This is a genomic window from Leclercia sp. 1548, assembly GCF_050435045.1.
GTDB lineage: Bacteria > Pseudomonadota > Gammaproteobacteria > Enterobacterales > Enterobacteriaceae > Enterobacter > Enterobacter adecarboxylatus.
Genome location: NZ_JBNDJP010000001.1, coordinates 744,535 through 770,812, shown reverse-complemented (window position 1 = coordinate 770,812; position 26,278 = coordinate 744,535). Strand labels below are relative to the sequence as shown.

Below are 26,278 nucleotides of genomic sequence, written 5' to 3'. Positions count from 1 at the left end.
GTGGATTTTTTATTTACTGCCTGAGAAAACCATTAATGATGGTTATCGCCACGCAGGTAAATGACCCAGTATGTCAACCCAACCAGCAGACCACCGCCAATAATGTTCCCGATTGTGACTGGGATCAGGTTATCAGTAATGAAGTTCATAACGGTCAGGTGAGAGAAACTTTCCGGGCTGGAACCGACTGCGGTCCAGAACTCCGGGCTGGCAAAATCACGGATTACAATACCCAGAGGGATCATAAACATGTTTGCAATACTGTGTTCAAAGCCGCTGGCAACGAACATGGCGACAGGCAGAACCATGATCATGGCTTTGTCCATCAGGCTGCGCCCTGAGTAGCTCATCCAGACGGCCAGGCAGACCATCAGGTTGGCGAGGATGCCAAGCGCAACGGCTTCAATAAATGTGTGGTGTACTTTGTGGTCGGCGGTTTGCAGGACGTTAAGCCCCCATGCGCCGTTGGCGGTCATATATTCACCTGACAACCACATCAACAGGACAAACAGCAGGCAGCCAACCAGGTTTCCAACGTAAACGTTGAGCCAGTTTTTAGCCAGCTGACCCCAGGTTATCTTACCGCTGGCTTTCGCGACGACGATAAGGACCGTTGAGGTAAAGAGGTCAGCGCCGCAAATTACGCAAAGGATCAGACCCAGTGAGAAACAGATGCCGCCGATAAGCTTAGCGATACCGAAAGGCATCCCGGCAGTACCGGTGGTGGCGGTGATATAGAAAACAAAGGCAATGGAGATGAACACCCCGGCAGTGATGGCCAGGAAGAACGTCGTCATCGGTTGTTTCGTTGCTTTATAGACACCCGCTTCTTCGGCAACTTTTGCCATTGCGGCTGGGAGTAAAAGATCAAAAGGGTTGTCAGCTTTCACACTAACTCTCTCTTTATTAAGTCGGCGACGAGATACTAACAAAGCATTATAGAAGAGAAATTGATGTAGATCATATCTCGCCTGGCTTATAGGCCCGCAAAGTGCGTGGTTTTCCAGCGAATGCGGTGTAAGTGTTTGATTATCCTTATAAAAATATATTTTAAAAGTTATAAAATGATTTGATTGTTTTCTTAATACCTTCTCCCGGGCAGTTAATTATAATGGAGTATTTAATATAAAAAGTAACAATAACCGGTAGGTCGCCAATATCATAGCTACCATTATTTAACCTTATTATTACAATTAAAATTTCTTGCCGCAGAAATAAAAAAACGGGGCAATAAAATTGCCCCGTAATATAACGTAGGTGATTGTATACGCCTACTGTTTGTAATGCTATGTAACGTTATTTAGCCCAGTAAACGCTTTTGGCCTTCTGCAATTTCTCATAGGCCTTCAGCAACGACTGGTGAGCAGGGAAGGCTTTCAGATCACTATCCACTGCCTGCAGGCCGTAGAATGGCGCTTCGCCGCTCAGGGCTGCACTGGCATTCTCTACCGCGTCGGCACCGTACATGCGGGTAAAGGCGTTCAGGTACTGCAGCGGCTCACGATCTTCTTCCTGCGCCAGCAACAGCAGCGTCTGCAGACAACGATAGTAGTTCGCGCGTTCTGCGCTGAAGACCGAGGCGTTGAACTCAATGGTCCACTCGGTCCAGATCAGCGCCTGCTCAAGATCGCCGCCTGCCAGCGCCAGCATCGCCTTCAGCTCACCGATACGCAGGGTGTACCAGCCGTTATCTTTGCCTGTTGCCAGGCCCAGCAGCTCGCGCACGCGGGTAAAGTCGTCGTGGCCTTCGTCGTCCAGTTGGGTAATAAGGTTCAGATAGTCCTCTTTCTCCCACGCGCTCTCCGGCAGGGCCAGCAGGGTTTCGCGCAGGTGCGCGCCCATGCTGTTGTTCGCCAGCCACAGGTCTTCAACCGGATAGATATCGGACATGCCCGGAACCAGAATACGGCAGGCGTACACGCCCAGGTGCTCGTAATCCGCGATGTACACTTCCTGGTTTTCGGCAGTGAAGATCGCCATCAGGGTAGCGAACTCTTCTTCCGTGGTGCCAGCAAAGCTCCAGTCAACAAATGGATAATCCGCGTCCTGCTTGAACATATCCCAGGAGATCGAGCCGCTGGAGTCGATGAAGTGAGTTTCCAGGTTGGCGTGCTCAGCCACTTCCTCATCATCGAAGGTCGGCGGGGTAAACACGTCCAGATCTTTCAGGCTACGGCCCTGCAGCAGCTCGGTGACGGTACGCTCCAGCGCCACGCCGAAGTCCGGGTGTGCACCGAAGGAGGCGAAGCAGGTGCCGTTCGCCGGGTTGAACAGCACGACGCAGATCACCGGGTACTTACCGCCCAGAGAGCCGTCATAGGCAAAGATTGGGAAACCTTCGGCTTCCAGTTTGGCAATGGACTCCACCACGCCCGGATAGCGGGCCAGCACGTCAGCCGGGATCTCCGGCAGGCTGATGGATTCTGCGATAATGCGGTTTTTAATATGACGCTCAAACACCTCGGACAAGCCCTGAACGCGCGCTTCGTTGCGGGTGTTACCGGCGGACATGCCGTTTGAGACATACAGGTTGCCGACGATGTTCATCGGGATATAGACGGTTTGTTCATCAGACTGACGGGTAAACGGCAGGGCGCAGATACCGCGATCTTCGTTACCTGACTGCAGATCGATCAGCATGCTGGCGGTCAGCTGATTTTCCAGATCGTAAAACGCGCGCAGGCGATCGTCGAGGATCCCTTCTGGCAGTTCGTCGTCTTCGGTCAGCGGGAACCATTTTTCATTTGGGTAGTGAACAAACGGGCCATTCGCCACGGTATCGCCCAGCCAGAAATCGGCAAAGAAATAGTTGGTGGACAGACGCTCAAAATACTCACCCAGTGCAGAGGCCAGTGCTGCTTTTTTAGTGGCACCTTTGCCGTTGGTAAAGCACAACGCGCACTCTTTATCGCGAATATGCACAGACCAGACATGAGGGACCGGGTTGAGCCAGGAGGCTTCTTCGATATTAAAGCCCAGGTCGGTCAGTTTTTGCTGGAAGCGAGCGATGGAATCTTCCAGGGCGGCGTCTTTGCCGGGGATAAACGTTTGAGTCATGGCGATCACTTATATCGTACGGAAAGCGCGCAATGATACGGGTTTTGCATGGCAGGCGCTATCTTCCCGGCGGTTTCGGCGAAAATAAAAGGCTGGGCTATGCTTACATGGAGTAACTTACTGTAAAGGAATATAAAAATGAAAGCATTCGATCTTCAACGAATGGCCTTTGATAAAGTCCCCGTTGAGTTTTTAGGCGAGGTTGCGCTGCGAAGTCTTTATACCTTTGTACTGGTTTTCCTGTTCCTCAAAATTACCGGGCGGCGCGGCGTGCGTCAGATGTCGCTCTTCGAAGTGTTAATCATTCTGACACTGGGATCGGCAGCAGGTGACGTGGCGTTTTATGACGATGTGCCGATGATTCCCGTCTTCATTGTTTTTGTCACCCTGGCGTTGCTCTACCGGCTGGTAATGTGGCTGATGTCGAAAAGTGAAAAGCTGGAAGATCTGCTGGAGGGAAAACCGGTCGCCATTGTCGAAGATGGCAAGCTGGCCTGGGAAAAAGTACAGCGCGCCAACATGACCGAGTTTGAATTCTTTATGGAACTGCGGGCCAGCAGCGTCGAGCAGCTAGGGCAGGTTAAACTTGCCATTATGGAGACCAATGGGCAGATAAGCGTTTACTTCTACGACGATGACCAGGTTAAGCCCGGGCTGTGCATCTTGCCGGATGAATTTGTGGAACGTTTTATGACGATACCGGAAGTCGGCGATTATGCCTGCCGGCGTTGTGGTCATGTTCAGACTCTACAGGCCGGGGCGCATCAATTATGCCCACGCTGCACGAATCCAGAATGGACGAAGGTTAGCCGGGCCAAACGCATCACCTGACAGCGATTTTGTCGGTTTTGTGACAGCCCGCTGGCAGAATCTATTGTGTGACGGCGGGCACATTTCCAGGGTCATAAGTTTTAGACATTGCGGCGCGTGTCACTGAATGATAAAACCGATATCCACAGTTATAACTTATGGCTTTTAGCGTGGTGAGGGGAAATGGCTCAGGTCTTTAATTTTAGTTCAGGTCCGGCAATGTTACCGGCGGAAGTGCTCAAACAGGCTCAACAGGAGCTGTGTGACTGGAACGGTCTGGGCACATCAGTGATGGAAGTCAGCCACCGTGGTAAAGCGTTTATTGAGGTGGCAGAAGAGGCAGAAGCAGATTTTCGTTTCCTGCTGAATATCCCCTCAAATTACAAAGTATTATTCTGCCACGGCGGCGGGCGCGGTCAGTTTGCGGGCATTCCACTGAACCTGCTGGGTGACAAAACCACTGCGGATTATGTCGACGCTGGCTACTGGGCGGCAAGCGCAGTAAAAGAAGCGCACAAATACTGCTCCCCGAACGTGATCGATGCCAAAGTTACTGTCGATGGTTTACGTGCGGTGAAGCCGATGAGCGAATGGCAGCTCTCCCAGGATGCAGCCTACCTGCACTACTGCCCGAATGAGACCATCGACGGCATCGCCATCCACGAAGAGCCAAACTTTGGCGAAAATGTGGTCGTCACAGCGGACTTCTCCTCCACCATTCTCTCTTCGCCGCTGGATATCAGCCGCTACGGCGTAATCTATGCCGGCGCACAGAAAAACATCGGCCCGGCAGGCCTGACGCTGGTGATCGTGCGTGAAGATTTACTGGGTAAAGCCCACAAGTCTTGCCCGTCGATTCTGGATTACACCGTGCTGAACGATAACGACTCGATGTTCAACACCCCGCCGACTTTTGCCTGGTACCTCTCTGGCCTGGTCTTTAAATGGCTGAGAAACAACGGCGGCGTGGCGCAGATGGATAAGATTAACCAGCAGAAATCTGAACTGCTGTATAGCGTGATCGACGGCAGCGACTTCTACCGTAATGACGTCGCCAAAGCTAACCGTTCCCGCATGAATATCCCGTTCCAGCTAGCCGACAGCAATCTCGATAAACTGTTCCTGGAAGAGTCCTTCGCCGCAGGCCTGCACGCGCTGAAAGGCCACCGTGTCGTCGGTGGGATGCGTGCTTCTATTTATAACGCCATGCCGCTCGAAGGCGTTAAGGCCCTGACCGACTTCATGACTGACTTCGAACGTCGCCACGGTTAATAGTGTACCTGTTTACCCCGCGGCCAGGCTGCGGGGTTTTTATTATGTTGAATTGAGAGTTAAGTTTCATGGAATCCCTGACGTTACAACCTATCGCGCGGGTAGATGGCACCATTAATCTGCCTGGTTCAAAAAGTGTCTCGAACCGCGCCTTGCTGCTGGCAGCGCTGGCAAACGGCACCACTGTTCTCACTAACCTGCTGGACAGCGATGACGTTCGCCATATGCTCAATGCGCTGAAAGCGTTGGGAGTCCACTATACCCTGTCTGCCGATCGCACTCGCTGCGAAGTCACCGGCAATGCCGGGGCACTGCAATCCGCTGACGCGCAGGAATTGTTCCTCGGAAATGCCGGTACGGCAATGCGCCCGCTGGCGGCGGCGCTGTGTCTGGGTAGCAACGACATCGTGCTGACGGGTGAACCGCGCATGAAAGAGCGTCCGATTGGCCATCTGGTGGACGCGCTGCGTCAGGGCGGCGCGCAGATTGATTATCTGGAGCAGGAAAACTATCCGCCGCTGCGCCTGCGTGGTGGCTTTACCGGTGGCGACGTGGCGGTAGACGGCAGCGTCTCGAGCCAGTTCCTCACCGCGCTGCTGATGACGGCACCGCTGGCACCGCAGAACACCACCATCACCATCAAAGGTGAGTTGGTTTCCAAACCTTATATCGATATCACGCTGCATCTGATGAAGACCTTCGGTGTGGACGTTGAAAACCACAGCTACCAGCGTTTCGTGGTGCGCGGCGGGCAGCAGTACCAGACGCCGGGTCATTACCTGGTGGAAGGCGATGCCTCGTCGGCCTCTTACTTCCTCGCCGCAGGCGCCATTAAGGGCGGTACCGTCAAAGTGACCGGTATTGGCCGCAACAGCGTGCAGGGCGATATTCGCTTTGCCGATGTGCTGGAGAAGATGGGCGCAGTGGTCACATGGGGCGATGACTTCATCTCCTGTACCCGCGGCGAACTGAATGCCATTGATATGGACATGAACCATATCCCCGATGCGGCAATGACTATTGCTACCGCGGCACTGTTTGCCAAAGGCACGACCACGATGCGCAACATTTACAACTGGCGCGTGAAAGAGACCGATCGCCTGTTCGCGATGGCCACTGAGCTGCGTAAAGTGGGGGCCGAGGTGGAAGAGGGCGAGGACTACATCCGCGTAACGCCACCGGCACAGCTGCAGGCTGCGGAAATTGGCACCTACAACGACCACCGCATGGCGATGTGCTTCTCGCTGGTGGCGCTGTCGGATACGCCGGTCACCATTCTCGATCCGAAATGCACCGCGAAAACCTTCCCGGACTATTTCGAGCAGTTGGCGCGTATCAGTACGCTTGCCTGATGACCCCCAGCCGCACCGCCCGGTGCGGCATCTTATTTGCTTACGCTTCCTGACGTCATCATCGTCCAATTCTTCTACACTCAGCTTCAAACATTTCGTAATTTACATGCAAAGGTAACAGTTGTGCGCATTGACGCGTATAATGCGCGGCGTTTACACAACGGTATGCCTACTTTAAGGAGAAAAAGATGACGGCAATTGCCCCGGTTATCACCATTGACGGGCCGAGTGGAGCAGGTAAAGGAACTCTGTGCAAAGCGATGGCGGAAGCATTGCAATGGCATCTTTTAGATTCAGGCGCAATCTATCGTGTGCTGGCGCTGGCTGCTTTGCATCACCATGTTGATGTGGCCTCTGAAGAGGCGCTGGTCCCGCTGGCCGCCCATCTGGACGTGCGTTTTGTCTCCACCAACGGCAATCTGGAAGTGATTCTGGAAGGGGAAGACGTGAGCGGTGAGATCCGCACCCAGGACGTGGCGAACGCCGCTTCTCAGGTCGCCGCGTTCCCGCGCGTTCGCGAGGCACTTTTACGTCGCCAGCGCGCCTTCCGGGATGCGCCGGGTTTGATCGCTGACGGACGCGACATGGGGACCGTGGTTTTCCCTGATGCGCCGGTGAAAATTTTCCTTGACGCTTCCTCGGAAGAGCGTGCGCAGCGCCGTATGCTACAGTTGCAGGAAAAGGGCTTTAGTGTTAACTTTGAACGTCTTTTGTCCGAGATAAAAGAACGCGACGACCGCGACCGTAATCGCGCCGTTGCGCCGCTTGTTCCCGCAGATGATGCATTAGTTCTGGATTCTACCAGTTTAACTATTGAGCAAGTGATTGAAAAAGCGCTACAATATGCGCGCCAAAAACTGGCAATCGCGTAATCGCGACCGATTTAGCAGTACCCCCGCTGCAATGGATTGACGGCGGGTATGTGAAACAACCCCATCCGGCACGGAGCCAGGTGGACGTTAATATTAACCTGAAGATTAAACATGACTGAATCTTTTGCTCAACTGTTTGAAGAATCCTTAAAAGAAATCGAAACCCGTCCGGGTTCCATCGTTCGTGGTGTTGTTGTTGCTATCGACAAAGATATCGTACTGGTTGACGCCGGTCTGAAATCTGAGTCTGCCATTCCGGCAGAGCAGTTCAAAAACGCCCAGGGCGAGCTGGAAATCCAGGTTGGTGACGAAGTTGACGTTGCGCTGGACGCAGTAGAAGACGGCTTCGGTGAAACCCTGCTTTCTCGTGAGAAAGCTAAACGTCACGAAGCATGGATCACCCTGGAAAAAGCTTACGAAGAAGCTGAAACTGTGGTCGGTGTTATCAACGGCAAAGTTAAAGGTGGCTTCACTGTTGAGCTGAATGGTATTCGTGCGTTCCTGCCAGGTTCACTGGTAGACGTTCGTCCAGTTCGTGACACCCTGCACCTGGAAGGCAAAGAGCTTGAGTTCAAAGTAATCAAGCTGGACCAGAAGCGTAACAACGTTGTTGTTTCCCGTCGTGCCGTTATCGAATCCGAAAACAGCGCAGAACGCGATCAGCTGCTGGAAAACCTGCAGGAAGGCATGGAAGTCAAAGGTATCGTTAAGAACCTCACTGACTACGGCGCATTCGTTGACCTGGGCGGCGTTGATGGCCTGCTGCACATCACCGATATGGCGTGGAAACGCGTTAAGCACCCAAGCGAAATCGTGAACGTGGGCGACGAAATCACTGTTAAAGTGCTGAAGTTCGACCGCGAGCGTACTCGTGTATCCCTCGGCCTGAAACAGCTGGGCGAAGATCCATGGGTTGCTATCGCTAAACGTTACCCAGAAGGTACTAAACTGACTGGTCGCGTTACCAACCTGACCGACTACGGCTGCTTCGTTGAAATCGAAGAAGGCGTTGAAGGCCTGGTTCACGTTTCCGAAATGGACTGGACCAACAAAAACATCCACCCATCCAAAGTTGTTAACGTTGGCGATGTAGTGGAAGTGATGGTTCTGGATATCGACGAAGAACGTCGTCGTATCTCCCTGGGCCTGAAGCAGTGCAAAAACAACCCATGGCAGCAGTTCGCGGAAACCCACAACAAGGGCGACCGTGTTGAAGGTAAAATCAAGTCTATCACTGACTTCGGTATCTTCATCGGCCTGGACGGCGGCATCGACGGCCTGGTTCACCTGTCTGACATCTCCTGGAACGTTGCAGGCGAAGAAGCAGTACGTGAATACAAAAAAGGCGACGAAATCGCAGCAGTTGTTCTGCAGGTTGACGCAGAGCGTGAGCGTATCTCTCTGGGCGTTAAACAGCTCGCAGAAGATCCGTTCAACAACTGGGTTGCACTGAACAAGAAAGGCGCAATCGTAAACGGTAAAGTGACTGCAGTTGACGCGAAAGGCGCAACCGTAGAACTGGCTGACGGCGTTGAAGGTTACCTGCGCGCTTCTGAAGCTTCACGTGACCGCGTTGAAGATGCAACTCTGGTTCTGAGCGTAGGCGACGACGTTGAAGCTAAATTCACCGGCGTTGACCGCAAAAACCGTGCAATCAGCCTGTCTGTTCGTGCTAAAGACGAAGCTGATGAGAAAGATGCAATCGCAACTGTTAACAAACAGGAAGATGCAAACTTCTCTAACAACGCAATGGCTGAAGCTTTCAAAGCAGCTAAAGGCGAATAAGTTACTCGTAGAGTAACTTGACAGATTGCAGGATTCGTCCTGTAATCAATAACAAAGGGCGGCTACGGCCGCCCTTGTTTAAGCTGTTTAGCTAATGGGTTTGAAGGAACCGGAGGAATCATGACCAAGTCAGAATTGATTGAAAGACTTGCCAGCCAGCAATCGCACATACCTGCTAAAGCAGTGGAAGATGCCGTAAAAGAGATGCTGGAGCATATGGCGACCACTCTTGCACAGGGCGAGCGCATTGAAATCCGCGGTTTCGGTAGTTTTTCTCTGCACTATCGTGCTCCACGCACCGGGCGTAACCCGAAGACTGGCGACAAAGTAGAGCTGGAAGGTAAATACGTTCCGCACTTTAAGCCGGGTAAAGAATTGCGCGATCGCGCCAACATTTACGGCGACTGAGTTTGGCCTGTGGGCGAAACTGAGTAACCACAAGAAAGCACCTGCGGGTGCTTTTTTTGTTTTTGTTTTTCCTGAACCTGAATCGGTATCGCAAGTTTTGCTGCCGGTTGCTGTAAAGCGAACATTTCCCACCAGCCTGCGCTGCAATCTGATTTTTTCACACCTGACTTGCTAAACAGCCCGCTGCACACTGCCCGGATACAGGGAGGTGTAAATGCGTTTGTCTGCGTTAGCGACATGTTTGATTCTCGCCATCTTACCGCTGCTCTGGTTGCCCACGCTGCCAGCGCTGCCGCTTATCCAGGTCATGATTGTTGCCGGGTTCCTGCTCGCTTTAATTCGCCATACCATGGCGCGATACATCGGCCTTTGGCTGCTCTTTTTTGCCTGGGGCGGGCTCGCCGCGTTAAGCGCAGTCTGGCCGATGCAGCACCTGACCCACGGACCGCAGAAGGCAGAGCTGGAGATTGTGGCGATCGGGAGCGATAAGATGTATCAGGCCCGTATCGTCAGGCTTAATGGCAGGGCAATGCTGCCTGCGGTGGGGGTTACGCTGTATGGCAATACGCTACCGCAGCCAGGTTGTGCCGGGCAGCGCTGGAAGATGACCATGACGTTACGGCCTGTTCACGGTCAACTCAACGAGGGAGGATTCGATGCCCAGCGCTATGCTCTGGCGCAGCATCAGTCCCTGACCGGGCGTTTCACCAACCCGGAAGTCACAGATGACCGCTGCAGCTTACGCGCCCGGTATCTTGCCACGCTGACGGCCAGGCTTTCGTCTTATACCTGGGGGCCGGTTCTGCTGGGGCTGGGGATGGGGGAACGTCTGGCATTGACGCCAGACATTAAAGATTTGATGCGGCAAACGGGTACGGCGCATCTCATGGCGATTTCGGGATTGCATATTGCCCTTGCGGCATCGGTTATCTGGCTGCTGGTACGAGGCATGCAGTTTTTTGTTCCGGCTCGCTGGGTGAACTGGCAAGCCCCGCTGGTGGCGGGATTCTGCTTTGCTGCCTTTTATGCCTGGCTTACCGGCATGCAGCCCCCCGCGCTGCGTACCGTCGTTTCACTGGGCACCTGTCTGGCGCTGCAGCTGAGCGGCCGTCTCTGGTCGCCCTGGCAAGTATGGCGAGTCTGCATCGCCGCCATTTTGCTGGTCGACCCGCTGGCAGTGCTATCGCATAGCCTATTACTTTCGGCCTTTGCGGTGGCAGCGCTGATTTTCTGGTATCAGTGGGTGCCTGCCCCCCGTTTATCCGGGCCGTGGATAATTAGGGCGGGAGGTAATTTGCTGCACCTGCAACTCGGCATGCTGTTGCTGTTGCTACCTGTGCAGGTGATGGTCTTTCACGGATTCAGCCTGTCATCCCTGGTGGCGAACCTGGTGGCGGTGCCGCTGGTGACCTTTGTCTCGGTGCCGCTCATTCTGCTGGGGATGTGTCTGCATCTCGGGCTATGGCCGCTCGCGGAACATCTGGTCTGGCGGCTGGCAGATGGTTCACTCTCCCTGTTGTTTAGCTTCCTGACCTCGCTGCCTGACGGTTGGATCGGGGTCGATAAACGCTGGTTGTGGCTAACTCTGTTGCCCTGGGCGGCGATTATCGCCTGGCGGATGCGCGGCGCACCAACCTACCCGGTGGTCTGTGTGTCGGCACTGGTGCTGGCGGCCAGTCCGTTATGGCGAACAAACAAAACGGAAGGGTGGTCGGTGCATATGCTGGATGTCGGACAGGGACTGGCAATGGTTATCGAGCGTCAGGGGAAAGCGATTTTGTATGATACCGGGCCTGCGTGGCCAGGCGGGGACAGTGCGCAACAGGTTATTATCCCCTGGCTGCGCTGGAATCACTTACGCCCGGAAGGAGTGATAGTCAGCCATGAACACCTTGACCATATCGGCGGGCTGGCCTCGTTACGCCAGGCGTGGCCGAATATGTGGATACGCAGCCCACTGCGCCAGAAGGGACAAGATGCCTGTTTTCGCGGCGAACGCTGGCAGTGGCAGGGGCTGACCTTCAGCGCGCATTGGCCTCTCGCCACCGCACCGCAGCGTGGTAACAACGGTTCCTGCGTGGTCAAAATTGAGGACGGCACCCATAGCCTGTTGTTAACCGGGGATATTGAGGCGCAGGGAGAAAAAGCGATGCTCAGTCGTCACTGGCAATATCTTGCGTCTACACTTATCCAGGTGCCGCACCATGGCAGTAATACCTCTTCATCACTCCCTCTGGTGCAGCGTGTGGGTGGGCGTATCGCCCTGGTGTCCGCATCCCGCTATAACGCGTGGCGACTGCCTTCGTACAAGGTGGCGCGCCGCTACAGAAAGGAGGGGTATCTCTGGTTAACTACGCCCCGATCTGGACAAATCACGGTTTCGTTTTCGCAACATGGCTGGCAAATCCAACGCTTACGGGATCAAATTTTGCCCCGTTGGTATCATCAGTGGTTTGGCGCGCCCGGAGATAACGGGTAGAATATGCGGCTATTTCAACAAATGCTGGTTTTTTGAATGCATAACGACAAAGATCTCTCCACGTGGCAGACCTTCCGCCGGCTCTGGCCGGTGATTGCGCCCTTCAGAACGGGCCTTATCGTGGCGGGCGTAGCGTTAATCCTCAACGCAGCCAGCGATACCTTCATGTTATCGCTCCTCAAACCGTTACTGGACGACGGTTTTGGTAAAACGGATCGCTCAGTGCTGCTTTGGATGCCACTGGTGGTTATCGGCCTGATGATTTTACGCGGCATCACCAGCTATATCTCCAGCTACTGCCTCTCATGGGTATCGGGCAAGGTGGTAATGACCATGCGTCGTCGCCTGTTCAGCCATATGATGGGCATGCCGGTGGCGTTCTTCGACAAGCAGTCGACCGGTACCTTGTTGTCGCGTATTACCTACGACTCCGAGCAGGTTGCGTCTTCCTCCTCCAGCGCGCTCATTACTGTGGTGCGTGAAGGGGCCTCGATCATTGGTCTGTTTGTCCTGATGTTCTGGTACAGCTGGCAGCTGTCGTTGATCCTTATCGTGCTGGCGCCGATTGTGTCGATCGCCATCCGCGTAGTCTCCAAACGTTTCCGCAGCATCAGTAAGAACATGCAGAACACGATGGGGCAGGTCACTACCAGTGCAGAGCAGATGCTGAAAGGACACAAAGAGGTGTTGATTTTTGGTGGCCAGGAAGTGGAAACCAAGCGCTTCGATAAGGTCAGCAATAAGATGCGTCTGCAGGGGATGAAGATGGTTTCTGCCTCTTCCATTTCCGATCCCATCATTCAGCTTATCGCCTCTCTGGCACTGGCATTTGTTCTCTACGCCGCCAGCTTCCCGAGTGTAATGGAAACCTTAACCGCCGGTACTATTACCGTGGTCTTCTCGTCGATGATTGCCCTGATGCGCCCGCTGAAATCGTTAACCAACGTTAACGCCCAGTTCCAGCGCGGGATGGCTGCCTGTCAGACCCTGTTTGCGATCCTCGATTCCGAACAGGAAAAAGACGAAGGTAAACGCGTGATTGAGCGCTCAACCGGTGATGTAGAATTCCGCAACGTGACCTTTACCTACCCGGGTCGTGATGCGCCAGCGCTGCGTAACATCAATCTGAAAATCCCGGCAGGCAAGACCGTCGCGCTGGTGGGCCGCTCTGGCTCCGGTAAATCGACCATTGCCAGCCTGATCACTCGCTTCTATGACATCGATGAGGGAGAAATCCTGATTGATGGCCACGATCTGCGCGAGTACACCTTGCGTTCGTTGCGTAACCAGGTTGCTCTGGTCTCGCAGAATGTGCATCTCTTCAACGACACCGTGGCCAATAACATCGCCTATGCCCGTAACGAAGAGTACAGCCGTGAGCAGATTGAAGCTGCAGCGCGAATGGCCTACGCCATGGACTTCATCAATAAGATGGATAACGGTCTGGATACCATTATCGGTGAAAATGGCGTGCTGCTCTCCGGCGGCCAACGCCAGCGTATCGCTATTGCCCGCGCGCTGCTGCGTGACAGCCCAATCCTGATCCTCGATGAAGCCACCTCGGCGCTGGATACCGAGTCCGAACGTGCCATCCAGTCTGCGCTGGATGAGCTGCAGAAGAACCGCACCTCGCTGGTGATCGCGCACCGTCTGTCGACTATCGAAAAAGCCGATGAAATCGTGGTGGTGGAAGATGGCTATATCGTTGAACGCGGTAGCCATACCGATCTGCTGGCGCATCAGGGCGTGTACGCGCAACTTCATAAGATGCAGTTTGGCGCATGATTGCCCGCATCTGGTCCGGTGAGTCTCCACTCTGGCTGCTGCTGTTGCCGCTCTCCTGGCTGTATGGCCTGGTGAGCGGCCTGATCCGCCTCAGCTATAAAGTGGGGCTGAAGCGGGCCTGGCGTGCCCCGGTGCCGGTGGTGGTGGTGGGGAACCTCACCGCTGGCGGCAACGGCAAAACGCCGGTGGTTATCTGGCTAGTGGAACAGCTGACCCAACGCGGTATCCGTGTGGGGGTTGTCTCCCGGGGCTACGGCGGAAAGGCGGAGCGCTACCCGTTGCTGTTGACCGGGCAAACTACCACCGCGCAGGCGGGGGATGAGCCGGTGCTGATCTTTCAGCGCACCGGTGCTCCGGTCGCGGTCTCACCGGTGCGCAGCGAGGCGGTTCAGGCCCTGCTGAGTCAGACGGACGTGCAGATGGTAATCACCGACGATGGGCTGCAGCACTACGCCCTGGCCCGGGATAAAGAGATTGTGGTGATTGACGGCGTGCGCCGCTTTGGCAACGGCTGGTGGTTACCCGCCGGGCCGATGCGTGAGCGTGCTTCTCGCTTAAAATCTGTGGACGCGGTTATCGTCAACGGCGGTTCCGCACAGGCGGGGGAAATCCCGATGCAGTTGCGTCCTGGCCTGGCCGTGAATCTGCTGACCGGCGAAAGGCGTGATGTTGCTGAACTCCCGAACCTGGTGGCGATGGCCGGTATTGGTCATCCCCCGCGCTTTTTCTCTACGCTCGAAGCCTGCGGTGCCCGGCTCCTCAATACGGTACCGCTGGCCGACCATCAGGCGCTGAGCCAGGCGCAGGTAGCAGGTTTTACTGCGCCCGGTCAGACGCTGATCATGACCGAAAAAGATGCGGTGAAATGCCGCGCCTTTGCCCGCGATAACTGGTGGTATTTACCGGTTGATGCTGAACTGCAGGGCGAACAGCCTGAACGACTGATGCAGGCGCTCATTGCCCTGGCAGAAGAGGGTTCACCCGCGCACTAACACACAGGAAATGGCATGGCTTTACCGCAACTCACGCTTTCAGCCGCACGTCATCTTCATCTTGCCGCGCAGGGGCTTTTGAAAAAGCCCCGTCGCCGCGCGCAGCCCGCCGATATTCTTACAACCATCCAGCGCATGTCGCTGCTGCAGATCGACACCATCAATATCGTTGCCCGCAGCCCGTATCTGGTGCTGTTCAGCCGTCTCGGCCACTACCCGCCCGAATGGCTGGATAGCGCGCTGCGTCAGGGCGAACTCATGGAGTATTGGGCGCATGAGGCGTGCTTCCTGCCGCGCAGCGATTTTGCCCTGGTGCGTCATCGGATGCTCTCCCCCGACAACATGGGCTGGAAATACCGCCAGGCATGGATGCAGGAACACGCAGAAGAAATTGAACAGCTGATCGCTCATATCCACGAGAAGGGGCCGGTACGTTCCGCCGATTTCGAACATCCTCATAAAGGCACCAGCGGATGGTGGGAGTGGAAGCCGCATAAACGCCATCTTGAGGGGCTATTTACCGCCGGAAAGGTGATGGTGATCGAAAGACGTAACTTTCAGCGCGTCTACGATCTTACTCACCGGGTGATGCCGGAGTGGGATGACAGCCGGGATATGCTGACCCAGGCGGCGGCCGAGGCAGTGATGCTGGAAAACAGCGCCCGTAGCCTGGGCATTTTTCGCGGGCAGTGGTTAGCCGATTATTACCGCCTGCGCCAGCCGGCGTTGGCTCCGCTGCTTGAAGGCTGGCAGGCGCAGCAGCGAGTGGTGCGTGTCGAGGTAGAAACCCTGGGCGAAATGTGGCTGCATGCCGATCTGCTGCCGCTGCTTACGCAGGCGCAGGCGGGCAAACTCACCGCCACTCACAGCGCTGTCCTGTCGCCGTTTGATCCGGTGGTCTGGGATCGTAAGCGTGCGGAGCAACTGTTTAACTTCAGCTACCGGCTGGAGTGCTATACCCCGGCACCGAAACGTCAGTACGGCTATTTCGTTCTGCCGCTGCTGCATAAAGGGCAACTGGTGGGGCGAATGGACGCAAAAATGCACCGTAAAACCGGTGAGCTGCAGATTATCGCCCTCTGGCTGGAAGAGGGTGTGCGGGTCAGCGCAGGGCTGGAAAAGGGGCTGACCGCTGCGATAAGTGATTTTGCGGGCTGGCAGGGCGCAACGCGGATAGCGCTGGGCCATCTTCCTGACGGACTTTTTGCGGCCTGTCGAAGTGGCTGGGAAATAGAAGCGGTCTGAAAATGGAATATGGTAAACTTTAACGATTATTGATACGGAGGAACTATGGATCACCGTTTACTGGAAATTATTGCCTGCCCGGTGTGCAACGGCAAACTCTACTACAGCCAGGACAAGCAGGAGTTAATCTGCAAACTGGATAGCCTTGCCTTCCCACTGCGCGACGGCATTCCCGTCCTGCTTGAAACCGAAGCCCGTTCGCTGGCGGCCGAAGAGAGCAAACCATGAGTTTTGTTGTCATCATTCCGGCGCGTTTCGCCTCCACCCGCCTGCCGGGTAAACCGTTGGTCGACATTAACGGTAAGCCGATGATTGTCCACGTGCTGGAACGTGCGCGTGAGTCCGGCGCTGACCGCATCATCGTCGCCACCGATCATGAAGAGGTAGCGCGTGCGGTTGAAGCGGCGGGCGGCGAAGTGTGCATGACCCGCGCCGATCATCAGTCCGGCACCGAGCGCCTGGCGGAAGTGGTCGAAAAATGCGGCTTTAGCGATGACACGGTGATTGTCAACGTGCAGGGCGATGAGCCGATGATCCCGGCGGTGATTATCCGCCAGGTTGCAGAAAATCTGGCCCAGCGTCAGGTTGGTATGGCGACGCTGGCCGTGCCGGTACACAGCGCCGAAGAGGCATTCAACCCGAATGCCGTGAAAGTGGTGCTGGACAGGGAAGGCTACGCGCTCTATTTCTCCCGCGCGACCATTCCCTGGGATCGCGACCGCTTTGCCGCTTCCCGCGACGCGATCGGCGACAACATACTGCGACATCTGGGTATTTATGGCTATCGCGCCGGCTTTATTCGCCGTTACGTGACCTGGCAGCCGAGTCCGCTGGAAAATATCGAAATGCTCGAGCAACTGCGCGTACTGTGGTACGGCGAGAAGATCCATGTTGCCGTCGCGCAGGAAGTTCCCGGTACAGGCGTTGATACGCCAGAGGATCTCGCCCGCGTTCGTGCTGAGATGCGTTAATCCCCCCTCATCCCCTCGGCTGAGGGGATATTTTATCTTCTGTATTTCTTCTCAAGAATCGTCGCATAAGAGTGACATTCGCCCGCCAGACGCTCATTATAAAAGCAGTAGTCTTAATGGGGGTAATCTGAAATGGAACAGCTGCTTGTCGAACTCAGCCATCTGCTGGGTGAAAAACTGAGCCGTGTGGAGTGCGTGCATGAAAAAGCAGATACCACGCTGTGGTCGTTATATGACAGCCATGGAAACCCCATGCCGTTACTGGCGCGAAGCTTCACTTCACCGGATGTTGCCAGACAACTGGCGTGGAAAATCTCCATGCTGGCCCGCAGTGGCACAGTCAGAATGCCGACCGTATATGGTGTGATGACCCACGAGGAGCATCCGGGTCCTGACGTACTGCTGATCGAGCGCCTGCGGGGCGTCCCGGTTGAAGCCCCGGCCCGCACCCCGGAACGCTGGGAACAGCTGAAAGATCAGATCGTCGAGGCGCTGCTGGCCTGGCACCGGATGGACAGCGGGGGTCTGGTCGGGTCGGTGGACAGCACCCAGGAGAATCTGTGGCCGCTCTGGTATCGCCAGCGGGTTGAGGTGTTGTGGGGAACGCTAAACCAGTACCGCAATACCGGCCTGACCATGCAGGACAAACGGATACTGTTTCGGACCCGGGAATGCCTGCCCGCCCTGTTTGAGGGCTTCAACGACAACAGCGTGCTGATCCACGGCAACTTTACCCTGCGCAGTATGCTCAAGGATCCCCGTAGCGATCAGCTGTTGGCGATGGTCGGGCCAGGGGTGATGCTGTGGGCGCCGCGGGAGTATGAACTGTTTCGCCTGAGCGAGAGCGGGCTGGCAGAAGATTTGCTCTGGCACTATCTGCAGCGCGCGCCGGTCTCAGAGTCCTTCCTCTGGCGGCGCTGGCTGTATCTGCTGTGGGACGAAGTGGCGCAGCTGGTGAATACCGGGCACTTTAACCGCGCCAACTTCGATCTGGCCTCGAAATCACTGCTTCCCTGGCTCGTCTGACGGCCCTTTGAGCCATTGCCAGATGCGCCCGAGCGTCTCATAACCCACGCGATCGCTGTGCATCAGCCAGACCGGGGACGGAATAATCCGTTCCCAGGGGTTGAGCGGCGCGCTAATCGCCAGCTGGTTAGCCGGGGCGGGCAGCGGGTGTAACCCCTGCTGTTCAAAGAAGATCATTGCCCGCGGCAGGTGTGAGGCGGAGGTTACCAGCAGGAAGGGAGCATCACCGATCGCCTGCTTCACCGCTGCGGCTTCCGCTTCAGTATCTTTGGGGCTGTCGAGGATGATGATGTCCTCCCGTGGCACCCCCAGCGACTGCGCCACACGTGCACCGGCTTCTGCGGTGCTCACCGGATTGCTTTTCGCCGCCGCCCCGGTGAAGATCATTTTCGAACCCGGATTGGCCAGCCACAGGCGCATCCCCTCATTGAGTCGCGGCAGGCTGTTGTTAATCAGATTGGAACTCGGTGCCCAGTCAGGATCCCAGGTATAACCTCCGCCGAGCACCACTATGTACGCAACCTTTTGATTTCCCTGCCAGGTCGGGTATTTGTCTTCTATTGGACGTAATAAGCCATCGGCCACCGGTTGCAGGCTCAGCAGCAGCAGCACCAACCAGCCTGTGGTCGCGATAATTTTGCCGGTTTTCTGAAAGCGGCTGAACCACAGCAACCCCAGGCCCAGCGCGATACACAGCAGAAGAAGAGGGAGGGGAAGCATCATGCCGCCAATATATTTTTTTAGGGTAAAAAGCATCCTTTCTGGCTCCTTTTTTGACCATACAGCTGAGGATTGTCAGGGATATTACACCAGAGAGGTTCATTATCCGTCCGGCTGTGACAAAATAGCGGTTTTGCTGTTAGTGGGTGGAGCCTCTCCCAATGCGGGATCGCAATTTTGATGACATCGCGGAAAAGTTTGCCCGCAATATTTATGGCACGACCAAGGGCCGATTGCGTCAAACGATCCTCTGGCAGGATCTGGACATCCTTCTTGCCCGCTTCGGGTCAAAAAAATTGCGCGTTCTCGACGCTGGCGGCGGTGAAGGTCAGACGGCGATAAAAATGGCCGAGCGTGGGCACCATGTCATCCTGTGCGACCTGTCGGCAGAGATGATCGCCCGTGCCGAAAGCGCCGCGGCGGAAAAAGGTGTGAGCGATAACATGCAATTTATACATTGCGCCGCTCAGGACATCGCTCAACATTTGGAAAGCCCGGTTGATCTGATATTGTCTCATGCGGTGCTGGAGTGGGTCGCCGATCCCCAGGCGCTGTTGCAGACGCTCTGGTCGATACTTTGCCCCGGTGGCGCGCTGTCGCTGATGTTTTACAACGCCAATGGCCTGCTGATGCGTAACGTGCTGGTGGGCAATTTTGGCTATGTGCAGCAGGGCATGTACAAAAAGAAACGGCGCACGCTTTCACCGGACTTTCCGCGCGATCCGCAGCAGGTCTATGGCTGGCTGGAAGCGATGGGCTGGCAGATCGCCGGTAAAACCGGTATCAGGGTGTTTCACGATTACCTGCGTGATAAACAAAAGCAGCATGACTGTTTTGACGCCCTGACAGAATTAGAGACGCGGTACTGTCGCCAGGAACCCTGGATTAGCCTTGGCCGCTACATACACGTCACCGCGCACAAGCCGCAGAGCAAGGATAACTTATGAGTGAATTTTCCCAGACAGTCCCCGAGCTGGTTGCCTGGGCCAGAAAAAACGATTTCTCCCTCTCGCTGCCGGTAGACAGACTCTCTTTTCTGCTGGCGGTTGCCACGCTGAACAGCGAGCGGCTGGATGGAGAAATGAGCGAGGGCGAACTGGTGGATGCGTTCCGCCATGTCAGTGATGCGTTTGAGCAAACCAGCGAAACCATTAATGTGCGTGCCAATAACGCGATTAACGATATGGTGCGTCAACGTCTGCTGAACCGCTTTACCAGCGAGCAGGCGGAAGGAAACGCCATCTATCGTCTGACGCCACTGGGTATCGGCATCACCGACTATTACATTCGTCAGCGCGAATTCTCGACCCTGCGCCTTTCAATGCAGCTCTCCATTGTGGCGGGCGAACTGAAGCGGGCGGCCGATGCCGCTGAGGAAGACGGTGACGAGTTCCACTGGCACCGCAACGTCTATGCACCGCTGAAATACTCGGTGGCTGAAATTTTCGACAGCATCGACCTGACACAGCGCATCATGGACGAGCAGCAGCAACTGGTGAAAGACGATATCGCCCAGTTGCTGAACAAAGACTGGCGGGCGGCGATCTCTAGCTGCGAAATGCTGTTATCGGAAACTTCCGGCACCCTGCGTGAACTGCAGGATACGCTGGAAGCGGCGGGCGATAAGCTGCAGGCCAACCTGCTGCGCATTCAGGATGCCACCCTGGCCCATGACAACCTGCATTTTGTCGATCGTCTGGTCTTCGACCTGCAAAGCAAACTCGACCGCATTATCAGCTGGGGTCAGCAGGCCATCGACCTGTGGATCGGCTATGACCGCCACGTGCATAAATTTATCCGTACCGCTATCGACATGGATAAAAACCGCGTCTTTGCCCAGCGTCTGCGCCAGTCGGTTCAGACCTACTTCGATGCACCGTGGGCACTGACCTACGCCAGTGCCGACCGCCTGCTCGATATGCGTGACGAAGAGATGAGCCTGCGCGACGAAGAGGTGACCGGTGAACTGCCAGCCGATCTTGAATATGAAGAGTTTAACGAAATACGGGAACAGCTTGCGGCGATGATCGAGGAGCAGCTGGCGATCTTCAAAGCCAAAAACAAACCGCTGGATCTCGGTCTGGTGGTGCGTGACTACCTCGCACAATACCCGCGTGCGCGCCATTTTGATATCGCCCGCATCGTGGTTGACCAGGCGGTACGCCTGGGCGTCGCGCAAGCAGATTTCACCGGCCTGCCGCCGAAGTGGCAGCCAATTAACGATTACGGAGCCAAGGTACAGGCGCATGTCATTGACAAATATTGAACACGTGATGCCAGTTAAACTGGCCCAGGCGCTGGCAAATCCGATCTTTCCGGCGCTGGACAGCCAGCTGCGTGCCGGTCGTCACATTGGTCTCGACGAGCTGGATAATCACGCCTTTTTGATGGATTTCCAGGAATACCTGGAAGAGTTTTACGCCCGCTATAACGTGGAGCTGATCCGCGCCCCGGAAGGTTTCTTCTACCTGCGCCCGCGTTCCACCACGCTTATTCCGCGTTCGGTGCTGTCCGAGCTGGACATGATGGTCGGCAAAATTCTCTGCTACCTCTATCTCAGCCCGGAGCGTCTGGCTAACGAAGGTATCTTCACCCAGCAGGAGCTTTATGACGAGCTGATGACGCTGGCCGATGAAGGCAAGCTGCTGAAGCTGGTGAACAATCGCTCCACCGGTTCCGACGTTGACCGTCAGAAGTTACAGGAAAAAGTACGCTCTTCCCTGAACCGTCTGCGTCGTCTGGGCATGGTGTGGTTTATGGGCCACGACAGCAGTAAATTCCGCATCACGGAATCGGTATTCCGCTTTGGCGCCGACGTGCGCGTGGGTGACGACGCCCGTGAAGCGCAACTGCGCATGATCCGTGATGGCGAAGCGATGCCGGTGGAAAACCATCTGCAGCTCAATGACGAGCATGAAGACACTCAGCCGGATAGCGGGGAGGAAGAGTAATGATTGAACGCGGTAAATTTCGCTCACTGACGCTGATTAACTGGAACGGTTTCTTTGCCCGCACCTTTGATCTCGATGAGCTGGTAACGACGCTCTCGGGCGGTAACGGGGCAGGGAAATCCACCACCATGGCGGCGTTCGTCACTGCCCTGATCCCGGATCTGACGCTGCTGCACTTCCGTAACACCACCGAAGCCGGTGCAACCAGCGGCTCCCGCGATAAAGGTCTGCACGGCAAGCTGAAGGCGGGTGTCTGTTACTCGGTGCTGGACGTGATCAACTCCCGTCACCAGCGCGTGGTCGTCGGCGTGCGTCTGCAGCAGGTTGCCGGGCGTGACCGTAAGGTGGACATCAAGCCGTTTGCCATTCAGGGATTGCCAACGTCCGTTCAGCCGACCTCGCTGTTAACGGAAACCCTCAACGACCGTCAGGCGCGTGTGCTGACGCTCCAGGAGTTGAAAGACAAGCTGGAAGCCATCGAGGGCGTGCAGTTCAAGCAATTCAACTCCATTACCGAATACCACTCTCTGATGTTCGATCTGGGTGTGGTCGCACGACGTCTGCGCTCGGCTTCGGATCGTAGTAAGTACTATCGCCTGATTGAGGCCTCGCTGTACGGCGGGATCTCCAGTGCCATCACCCGCTCCCTGCGCGACTACCTGTTGCCAGAAAACAGCGGCGTGCGTAAGGCCTTCCAGGATATGGAAGCGGCGCTGCGTGAAAACCGCATGACGCTGGAAGCGATCCGCGTAACCCAGTCGGACCGCGACCTGTTTAAGCATCTCATCAGCGAAGCCACCAACTATGTGGCGGCGGACTATATGCGCCACGCCAACGAGCGCCGTATCCATCTGGATCAGGCTCTTGAGTATCGCCGCGAGTTGTTTACCTCGCGTAAGCAGCTGGCGTCCGAGCAGTACAAGCACGTCGAGATGGCGCGTGAGCTGTCCGAACATAACGGGGCGGAAGGGGATCTGGAGGCCGATTACCAGGCCGCCAGCGATCACCTGAACCTGGTCCAGACCGCGCTGCGCCAGCAGGAAAAAATTGAGCGCTACGAAGCGGATCTCGATGAACTGCAAATTCGTCTGGAAGAGCAGAACGAAGTGGTGGCCGAAGCCGCCGACAAGCAGGAAGAGAACGAAGGCCGCGCAGAAGCCGCTGAGCTGGAAGTGGATGAGCTGAAAAGCCAGCTTGCCGATTATCAGCAGGCGCTGGACGTGCAGCAAACCCGCGCGATTCAGTACAACCAGGCGTTGCAGGCCCTGCAGCGTGCGAAAGACCTCTGCCATCTGCCGGACCTGACCCCGGAAAGCGCCGATCAGTGGCTGGAAACCTTCCAGGCAAAAGAGCAGGAAGCGACCGAGAAACTGCTAAATCTCGATCAGAAAATGAGCGTGGCGCAATCCGCTCACAGCCAGTTTGAGCAGGCTTACCAGCTGGTGGCGTCTATCAACGGCCCGCTGGCGCGCGCTGAGGCGTGGGAAGTGGCCCGCGAGTTACTGCGCGATGGCGTCAATCAGCGTCATCTGGCAGAACAGGTTCAGCCGCTGCGTATGCGTCTGAACGAGCTGGAACAGCGCCTGCGTGAACAGCAGGAGGCGGAACGTCTGCTGGCTGAATTCTGCAAGCGTCAGGGTAAACGGGTCGATATTGACGATTTGGAGGCCCTGCATCAGGAGCTGGAAGCCCGTATCGCGTCGCTGTCCGACAGCGTCTCTAACGCCCAGGAACAACGCATGGCGTTGCGCCAGGAGCTGGAGCAGCTGCAGTCGCGTATTAAGACGCTGATGCAGCGCGCCCCGATCTGGCTGGCCGCCCAGAGCAGTCTCAGTCAGCTTAGCGAGCAGTGCGGCGAGGAGTTCGAATCCGGCCAGGAAGTGACAGAGTACCTTCAGCAACTGCTGGAGCGTGAACGCGAAGCGATTGTTGAGCGTGATGAAGTGGGCGCGCGCAAGCGTGCCGTCGATGAAGAGATCGAACGCTTAAGCCAGCCGGGCGGGGCAGAAGATGCGCGTCTGAACACCCTGGCAGAGCGTTTTGGCGGCGTACTGCTGTCCGAAATTTATGACGACGTCAGCCTGGAAGATGCCCCGTACTACTCGGCGCTGTATGGTCCGTCCCGCCACGCTATCGTGGTGCCGGATCTGTCGCTGATCGCTGACCAGCTTGAAGGCCTGGAAGATTGCCCGGAAGATCTCTATCTGATCGAAGGGGATCCGCAGTCGTTCGATGACAGCGTCTTTGGCGTCGACGAACTGGAAAAGGCCGTGGTGGTGAAAATTGCCGATCGCCAGTGGCGTTATTCGCGCTTCCCGTCGTTGCCGCTGTTTGGCCGCGCCGCACGTGAAAGCCGCATCGAAAGCCTGCATACCGAGCGTGAGGCGCTGTCTGAGCGCTTCGCCACGCTCTCTTTCGATGTCCAGAAAACCCAGCGTCTGCACCAGGCGTTTAGCCGCTTTATCGGTAGCCATCTGGCGGTGGCGTTTGAAGCCGATCCAGAGGCGGAGATCCGCAAGTTCACGACCCGTCGTACCGAGCTTGAGCGGGCACTTTCCGCGCACGAAAACGATAACCAGCAGAGCCGCGTTCAGTTCGAACAGGCTAAAGAGGGTGTCGCTGCGCTGAACCGCATCCTGCCGCGCCTTAACCTGCTGGCGGATGATACCCTTGCCGATCGTGTTGATGAGATCCAGGAGCGTCTCGACGAAGCGCAGGAAGCCGCGCGCTTTGTGCAGCAGCATGGCAACCAACTGGCGAAACTCGAACCGCTGCTGTCAGTTCTGCAAAGCGATCCCGAGCAGTATGAACAGCTAAAAGAAGATTACGCCTGGTCACAGCAGGTTCAGCGCGAAGCCCGTCAGCAGGCGTTTGCCCTGACCGAAGTGGCCCAGCGCCGGGCGCACTTCAGCTACTCCGACTCGGCGGAAATGCTGAACGGTAATAGCGATCTGAACGAGAAGCTGCGCCAGCGTCTGGAGCAGGCGGAAACGGAACGTACCCGCGCCCGTGAAGCGATGCGTAGCCATGCCGCGCAGCTGAGCCAGTACAGCCAGGTGCTGGCATCGCTGAAAAGCTCCTTTGATACCAAGAAAGAGCTGCTGACCGACCTGCATAAAGAATTGCAGGATATCGGCGTGCGGGCCGACAGCGGGGCAGAAGAGCGGGCGCGTATCCGTCGCGACGAACTGCATGCCCAGCTCAGCAACAACCGTGCGCGCCGCAACCAGCTGGAAAAAGCGCTCACCTTCTGCGAAGCGGAGATGGATAACCTGACCCGTCGTCTGCGCAAGCTGGAGCGCGACTACCACGAGAAGCGTGAGCAGGTCGTCACCGCCAAAGCGGGCTGGTGCGCCGTGATGCGGATGGTGAAAGACAACGGCGTTGAACGTCGTCTGCACCGCCGCGAGCTGGCCTATCTTTCTGGCGACGAACTGCGTTCCATGTCGGATAAGGCACTGGGTGCGTTGCGTCTGGCGGTGTCTGATAACGAACACCTGCGCGATGTGCTGCGCATGTCTGAAGATCCGAAACGCCCTGAGCGCAAAATTCAGTTCTTCGTGGCGGTCTATCAGCATCTGCGCGAGCGTATTCGTCAGGATATCATCCGCACCGACGATCCGGTCGAAGCCATCGAACAGATGGAAATCGAGTTGGGCCGTCTGACGGAAGAGCTGACCTCCCGTGAGCAGAAGCTGGCGATCAGCTCCCGCAGCGTGGCCAATATCATCCGTAAGACGATCCAGCGCGAGCAGAACCGAATCCGTCAGCTGAACCAGGGTCTGCAGAGCGTCTCCTTCGGCCAGGTCAACAGCGTGCGACTGAACGTCAATGTGCGTGAAGCCCACGCCACGCTGCTGGACGTACTGGCTGAACAGCACGAGCAGCATCAGGATCTGTTCAACAGTAACCGCCTGACCTTCTCCGAAGCGCTGGCGAAGCTGTATCAGCGCCTGAACCCGCAAATCGACATGGGCCAGCGTACACCGCAAACCATCGGTGAGGAGCTGCTGGACTACCGCAACTATCTGGAGATGGAAGTGGAAGTTAACCGTGGCTCAGACGGCTGGCTGCGTGCAGAATCGGGCGCGCTGTCTACCGGTGAAGCTATCGGTACCGGGATGTCGATTCTGGTGATGGTGGTACAGAGCTGGGAAGACGAATCCCGGCGTCTGCGCGGCAAAGATATCTCGCCATGCCGCCTGCTGTTCCTCGATGAAGCGGCACGTCTGGATGCCCGCTCCATCGCCACACTGTTTGAGCTGTGCGACCGTCTGGATATGCAGCTGATTATCGCGGCGCCGGAAAACATTAGCCCGGAGAAAGGCACCACCTATAAACTGGTGCGTAAGGTCTACCAGAACAGCGAGCATGTTCACGTTGTCGGTCTGCGCGGTTTTGCCCCGCAGCCCCCGGAATCCCTCCCGGGAACGGCTGACGCTTCCTGAAGATTCCTAAAATTACCCATGGCGGCCTTCGGGCCGCCTTTTTTTTACCTTGAGCTTGTACTGGCGGCTGCGTTAACTTTAAACTTCTTTACATAAGGCAAGGCT

Annotated in this window: 20 protein-coding genes; 17 read left to right on the top strand and 3 right to left on the bottom strand. The window is 56.2% G+C overall.

What is annotated here, in order from left to right:
* Nucleotides 1-32: 32 nt before the first annotated feature.
* Together focA and ycaO are read right to left on the bottom strand one after the other, a co-directional pair.
* Nucleotides 33-890: a formate transporter FocA gene (focA, locus tag ABIE02_RS03765; RefSeq protein ID WP_032617351.1), complete on the bottom strand. Its 858-nt coding sequence runs from the start codon at nucleotides 888-890 to the stop codon at nucleotides 33-35.
* A 406-nt stretch (nucleotides 891-1,296) separates the two neighbouring features.
* The gene (gene ycaO / locus ABIE02_RS03760; RefSeq protein WP_285125435.1) at nucleotides 1,297-3,057 is read right to left on the bottom strand and encodes a 30S ribosomal protein S12 methylthiotransferase accessory factor YcaO; all 1,761 of its coding nucleotides are present in this window, start codon (nucleotides 3,055-3,057) and stop codon (nucleotides 1,297-1,299) included.
* Nucleotides 3,058-3,195: 138 nt separating this feature from the next.
* Here ycaO and ABIE02_RS03755 point away from each other — a divergent pair, with 138 nt between their 5' ends.
* From ABIE02_RS03755 to ABIE02_RS03695, 13 genes are all read left to right on the top strand, one after another.
* A complete protein-coding gene (locus ABIE02_RS03755) occupies nucleotides 3,196-3,888 on the top strand; it encodes a DUF421 domain-containing protein (RefSeq protein WP_059308373.1) in 693 nt (230 codons plus the stop codon).
* Nucleotides 3,889-4,050: 162 nt separating this feature from the next.
* Nucleotides 4,051-5,139 carry a 3-phosphoserine/phosphohydroxythreonine transaminase gene (gene serC, locus ABIE02_RS03750; RefSeq protein ID WP_059308372.1) on the top strand — a complete coding sequence of 363 codons (1,089 nt, stop codon included), beginning with the start codon at nucleotides 4,051-4,053 and terminating at the stop codon, nucleotides 5,137-5,139.
* A gap of 68 nt (nucleotides 5,140-5,207) precedes the next feature.
* A complete protein-coding gene (aroA, locus tag ABIE02_RS03745; protein WP_155166529.1) occupies nucleotides 5,208-6,491 on the top strand; it encodes a 3-phosphoshikimate 1-carboxyvinyltransferase in 1,284 nt (427 codons plus the stop codon).
* Nucleotides 6,492-6,679: 188 nt separating this feature from the next.
* Complete coding sequence (gene cmk / locus ABIE02_RS03740; RefSeq protein ID WP_032617356.1) at nucleotides 6,680-7,363, top strand: (d)CMP kinase; 684 nt, start codon at nucleotides 6,680-6,682, stop codon at nucleotides 7,361-7,363.
* A 111-nt stretch (nucleotides 7,364-7,474) separates the two neighbouring features.
* Entirely contained in the window at nucleotides 7,475-9,148 is a 1,674-nt protein-coding gene (rpsA, locus tag ABIE02_RS03735) for a 30S ribosomal protein S1 (RefSeq protein ID WP_032617357.1), read from the top strand.
* Between the two features lie 120 nt (nucleotides 9,149-9,268).
* Nucleotides 9,269-9,556 carry an integration host factor subunit beta gene (gene ihfB / locus ABIE02_RS03730; protein ID WP_032617358.1) on the top strand — a complete coding sequence of 96 codons (288 nt, stop codon included), beginning with the start codon at nucleotides 9,269-9,271 and terminating at the stop codon, nucleotides 9,554-9,556.
* A gap of 214 nt (nucleotides 9,557-9,770) precedes the next feature.
* Complete coding sequence (locus tag ABIE02_RS03725) at nucleotides 9,771-12,035, top strand: ComEC family protein (RefSeq protein ID WP_336995024.1); 2,265 nt, start codon at nucleotides 9,771-9,773, stop codon at nucleotides 12,033-12,035.
* Nucleotides 12,036-12,071: 36 nt separating this feature from the next.
* Nucleotides 12,072-13,820: a lipid A ABC transporter ATP-binding protein/permease MsbA gene (msbA, locus tag ABIE02_RS03720; RefSeq protein ID WP_032617360.1), complete on the top strand. Its 1,749-nt coding sequence runs from the start codon at nucleotides 12,072-12,074 to the stop codon at nucleotides 13,818-13,820.
* A complete protein-coding gene (gene lpxK, locus ABIE02_RS03715; RefSeq protein ID WP_336995025.1) occupies nucleotides 13,817-14,812 on the top strand; it encodes a tetraacyldisaccharide 4'-kinase in 996 nt (331 codons plus the stop codon). Before msbA ends, lpxK begins: the two co-directional genes overlap by 4 nt.
* 15 nt (nucleotides 14,813-14,827) lie before the next feature.
* Nucleotides 14,828-16,057: a winged helix-turn-helix domain-containing protein gene (locus tag ABIE02_RS03710; protein WP_336995026.1), complete on the top strand. Its 1,230-nt coding sequence runs from the start codon at nucleotides 14,828-14,830 to the stop codon at nucleotides 16,055-16,057.
* Nucleotides 16,058-16,102: 45 nt separating this feature from the next.
* Complete coding sequence (gene ycaR / locus ABIE02_RS03705; protein WP_039029479.1) at nucleotides 16,103-16,285, top strand: protein YcaR; 183 nt, start codon at nucleotides 16,103-16,105, stop codon at nucleotides 16,283-16,285.
* Complete coding sequence (kdsB, locus tag ABIE02_RS03700; RefSeq protein WP_032617365.1) at nucleotides 16,282-17,028, top strand: 3-deoxy-manno-octulosonate cytidylyltransferase; 747 nt, start codon at nucleotides 16,282-16,284, stop codon at nucleotides 17,026-17,028. The genes ycaR and kdsB overlap by 4 nt, the downstream gene beginning before the upstream one ends.
* Before the next feature lie 132 nt (nucleotides 17,029-17,160).
* Nucleotides 17,161-18,054 (top strand): YcbJ family phosphotransferase, encoded by an 894-nt coding sequence (locus tag ABIE02_RS03695; protein ID WP_032617366.1) that lies wholly within the window; start codon nucleotides 17,161-17,163, stop codon nucleotides 18,052-18,054.
* Here the strand turns inward: ABIE02_RS03695 and elyC are convergent.
* The gene (gene elyC / locus ABIE02_RS03690) at nucleotides 18,031-18,810 is read right to left on the bottom strand and encodes an envelope biogenesis factor ElyC (RefSeq protein ID WP_336995027.1); all 780 of its coding nucleotides are present in this window, start codon (nucleotides 18,808-18,810) and stop codon (nucleotides 18,031-18,033) included. The two genes, ABIE02_RS03695 and elyC, sit on opposite strands and share 24 nt — an antisense overlap.
* 125 nt (nucleotides 18,811-18,935) lie before the next feature.
* Here elyC and cmoM point away from each other — a divergent pair, with 125 nt between their 5' ends.
* From cmoM to mukB, 4 genes are read left to right on the top strand one after another with little or no spacing between them, the layout of a single operon-like run.
* Nucleotides 18,936-19,721 carry a tRNA uridine 5-oxyacetic acid(34) methyltransferase CmoM gene (gene cmoM, locus ABIE02_RS03685; RefSeq protein WP_059308364.1) on the top strand — a complete coding sequence of 262 codons (786 nt, stop codon included), beginning with the start codon at nucleotides 18,936-18,938 and terminating at the stop codon, nucleotides 19,719-19,721.
* Nucleotides 19,718-21,040, top strand: a complete 1,323-nt coding sequence (gene mukF / locus ABIE02_RS03680) for a chromosome partition protein MukF (RefSeq protein WP_032617370.1) — start codon at nucleotides 19,718-19,720, stop codon at nucleotides 21,038-21,040. Before cmoM ends, mukF begins: the two co-directional genes overlap by 4 nt.
* Nucleotides 21,021-21,725, top strand: coding sequence for a chromosome partition protein MukE (mukE, locus tag ABIE02_RS03675; RefSeq protein ID WP_032617371.1), 705 nt, complete (start codon nucleotides 21,021-21,023; stop codon nucleotides 21,723-21,725). Before mukF ends, mukE begins: the two co-directional genes overlap by 20 nt.
* Complete coding sequence (mukB, locus tag ABIE02_RS03670; RefSeq protein ID WP_144884071.1) at nucleotides 21,725-26,173, top strand: chromosome partition protein MukB; 4,449 nt, start codon at nucleotides 21,725-21,727, stop codon at nucleotides 26,171-26,173. Before mukE ends, mukB begins: the two co-directional genes overlap by 1 nt.
* Nucleotides 26,174-26,278 lie beyond the last annotated feature (105 nt).

Bases quoted from the DNA above. Each gene is read 5' to 3' on its own strand.
- ABIE02_RS03695 (WP_032617366.1), top strand. From the start codon at position 17,161: ATGGAACAGCTGCTTGTCGAACTCAGCCATCTGCTGGGTGAAAAACTG.
- msbA (WP_032617360.1), top strand. From the start codon at position 12,072: ATGCATAACGACAAAGATCTCTCCACGTGGCAGACCTTCCGCCGGCTC.
- elyC (WP_336995027.1), bottom strand. From the start codon at position 18,810: ATGCTTTTTACCCTAAAAAAATATATTGGCGGCATGATGCTTCCCCTC.
- kdsB (WP_032617365.1), top strand. From the start codon at position 16,282: ATGAGTTTTGTTGTCATCATTCCGGCGCGTTTCGCCTCCACCCGCCTG.
- cmk (WP_032617356.1), top strand. From the start codon at position 6,680: ATGACGGCAATTGCCCCGGTTATCACCATTGACGGGCCGAGTGGAGCA.
- mukE (WP_032617371.1), top strand. From the start codon at position 21,021: ATGTCATTGACAAATATTGAACACGTGATGCCAGTTAAACTGGCCCAG.
- ABIE02_RS03710 (WP_336995026.1), top strand. From the start codon at position 14,828: ATGGCTTTACCGCAACTCACGCTTTCAGCCGCACGTCATCTTCATCTT.
- ycaO (WP_285125435.1), bottom strand. From the start codon at position 3,057: ATGACTCAAACGTTTATCCCCGGCAAAGACGCCGCCCTGGAAGATTCC.
- mukB (WP_144884071.1), top strand. From the start codon at position 21,725: ATGATTGAACGCGGTAAATTTCGCTCACTGACGCTGATTAACTGGAAC.
- mukF (WP_032617370.1), top strand. From the start codon at position 19,718: ATGAGTGAATTTTCCCAGACAGTCCCCGAGCTGGTTGCCTGGGCCAGA.
- ABIE02_RS03755 (WP_059308373.1), top strand. From the start codon at position 3,196: ATGAAAGCATTCGATCTTCAACGAATGGCCTTTGATAAAGTCCCCGTT.
- ihfB (WP_032617358.1), top strand. From the start codon at position 9,269: ATGACCAAGTCAGAATTGATTGAAAGACTTGCCAGCCAGCAATCGCAC.
- rpsA (WP_032617357.1), top strand. From the start codon at position 7,475: ATGACTGAATCTTTTGCTCAACTGTTTGAAGAATCCTTAAAAGAAATC.
- lpxK (WP_336995025.1), top strand. From the start codon at position 13,817: ATGATTGCCCGCATCTGGTCCGGTGAGTCTCCACTCTGGCTGCTGCTG.
- cmoM (WP_059308364.1), top strand. From the start codon at position 18,936: ATGCGGGATCGCAATTTTGATGACATCGCGGAAAAGTTTGCCCGCAAT.
- ABIE02_RS03725 (WP_336995024.1), top strand. From the start codon at position 9,771: ATGCGTTTGTCTGCGTTAGCGACATGTTTGATTCTCGCCATCTTACCG.
- aroA (WP_155166529.1), top strand. From the start codon at position 5,208: ATGGAATCCCTGACGTTACAACCTATCGCGCGGGTAGATGGCACCATT.
- ycaR (WP_039029479.1), top strand. From the start codon at position 16,103: ATGGATCACCGTTTACTGGAAATTATTGCCTGCCCGGTGTGCAACGGC.
- serC (WP_059308372.1), top strand. From the start codon at position 4,051: ATGGCTCAGGTCTTTAATTTTAGTTCAGGTCCGGCAATGTTACCGGCG.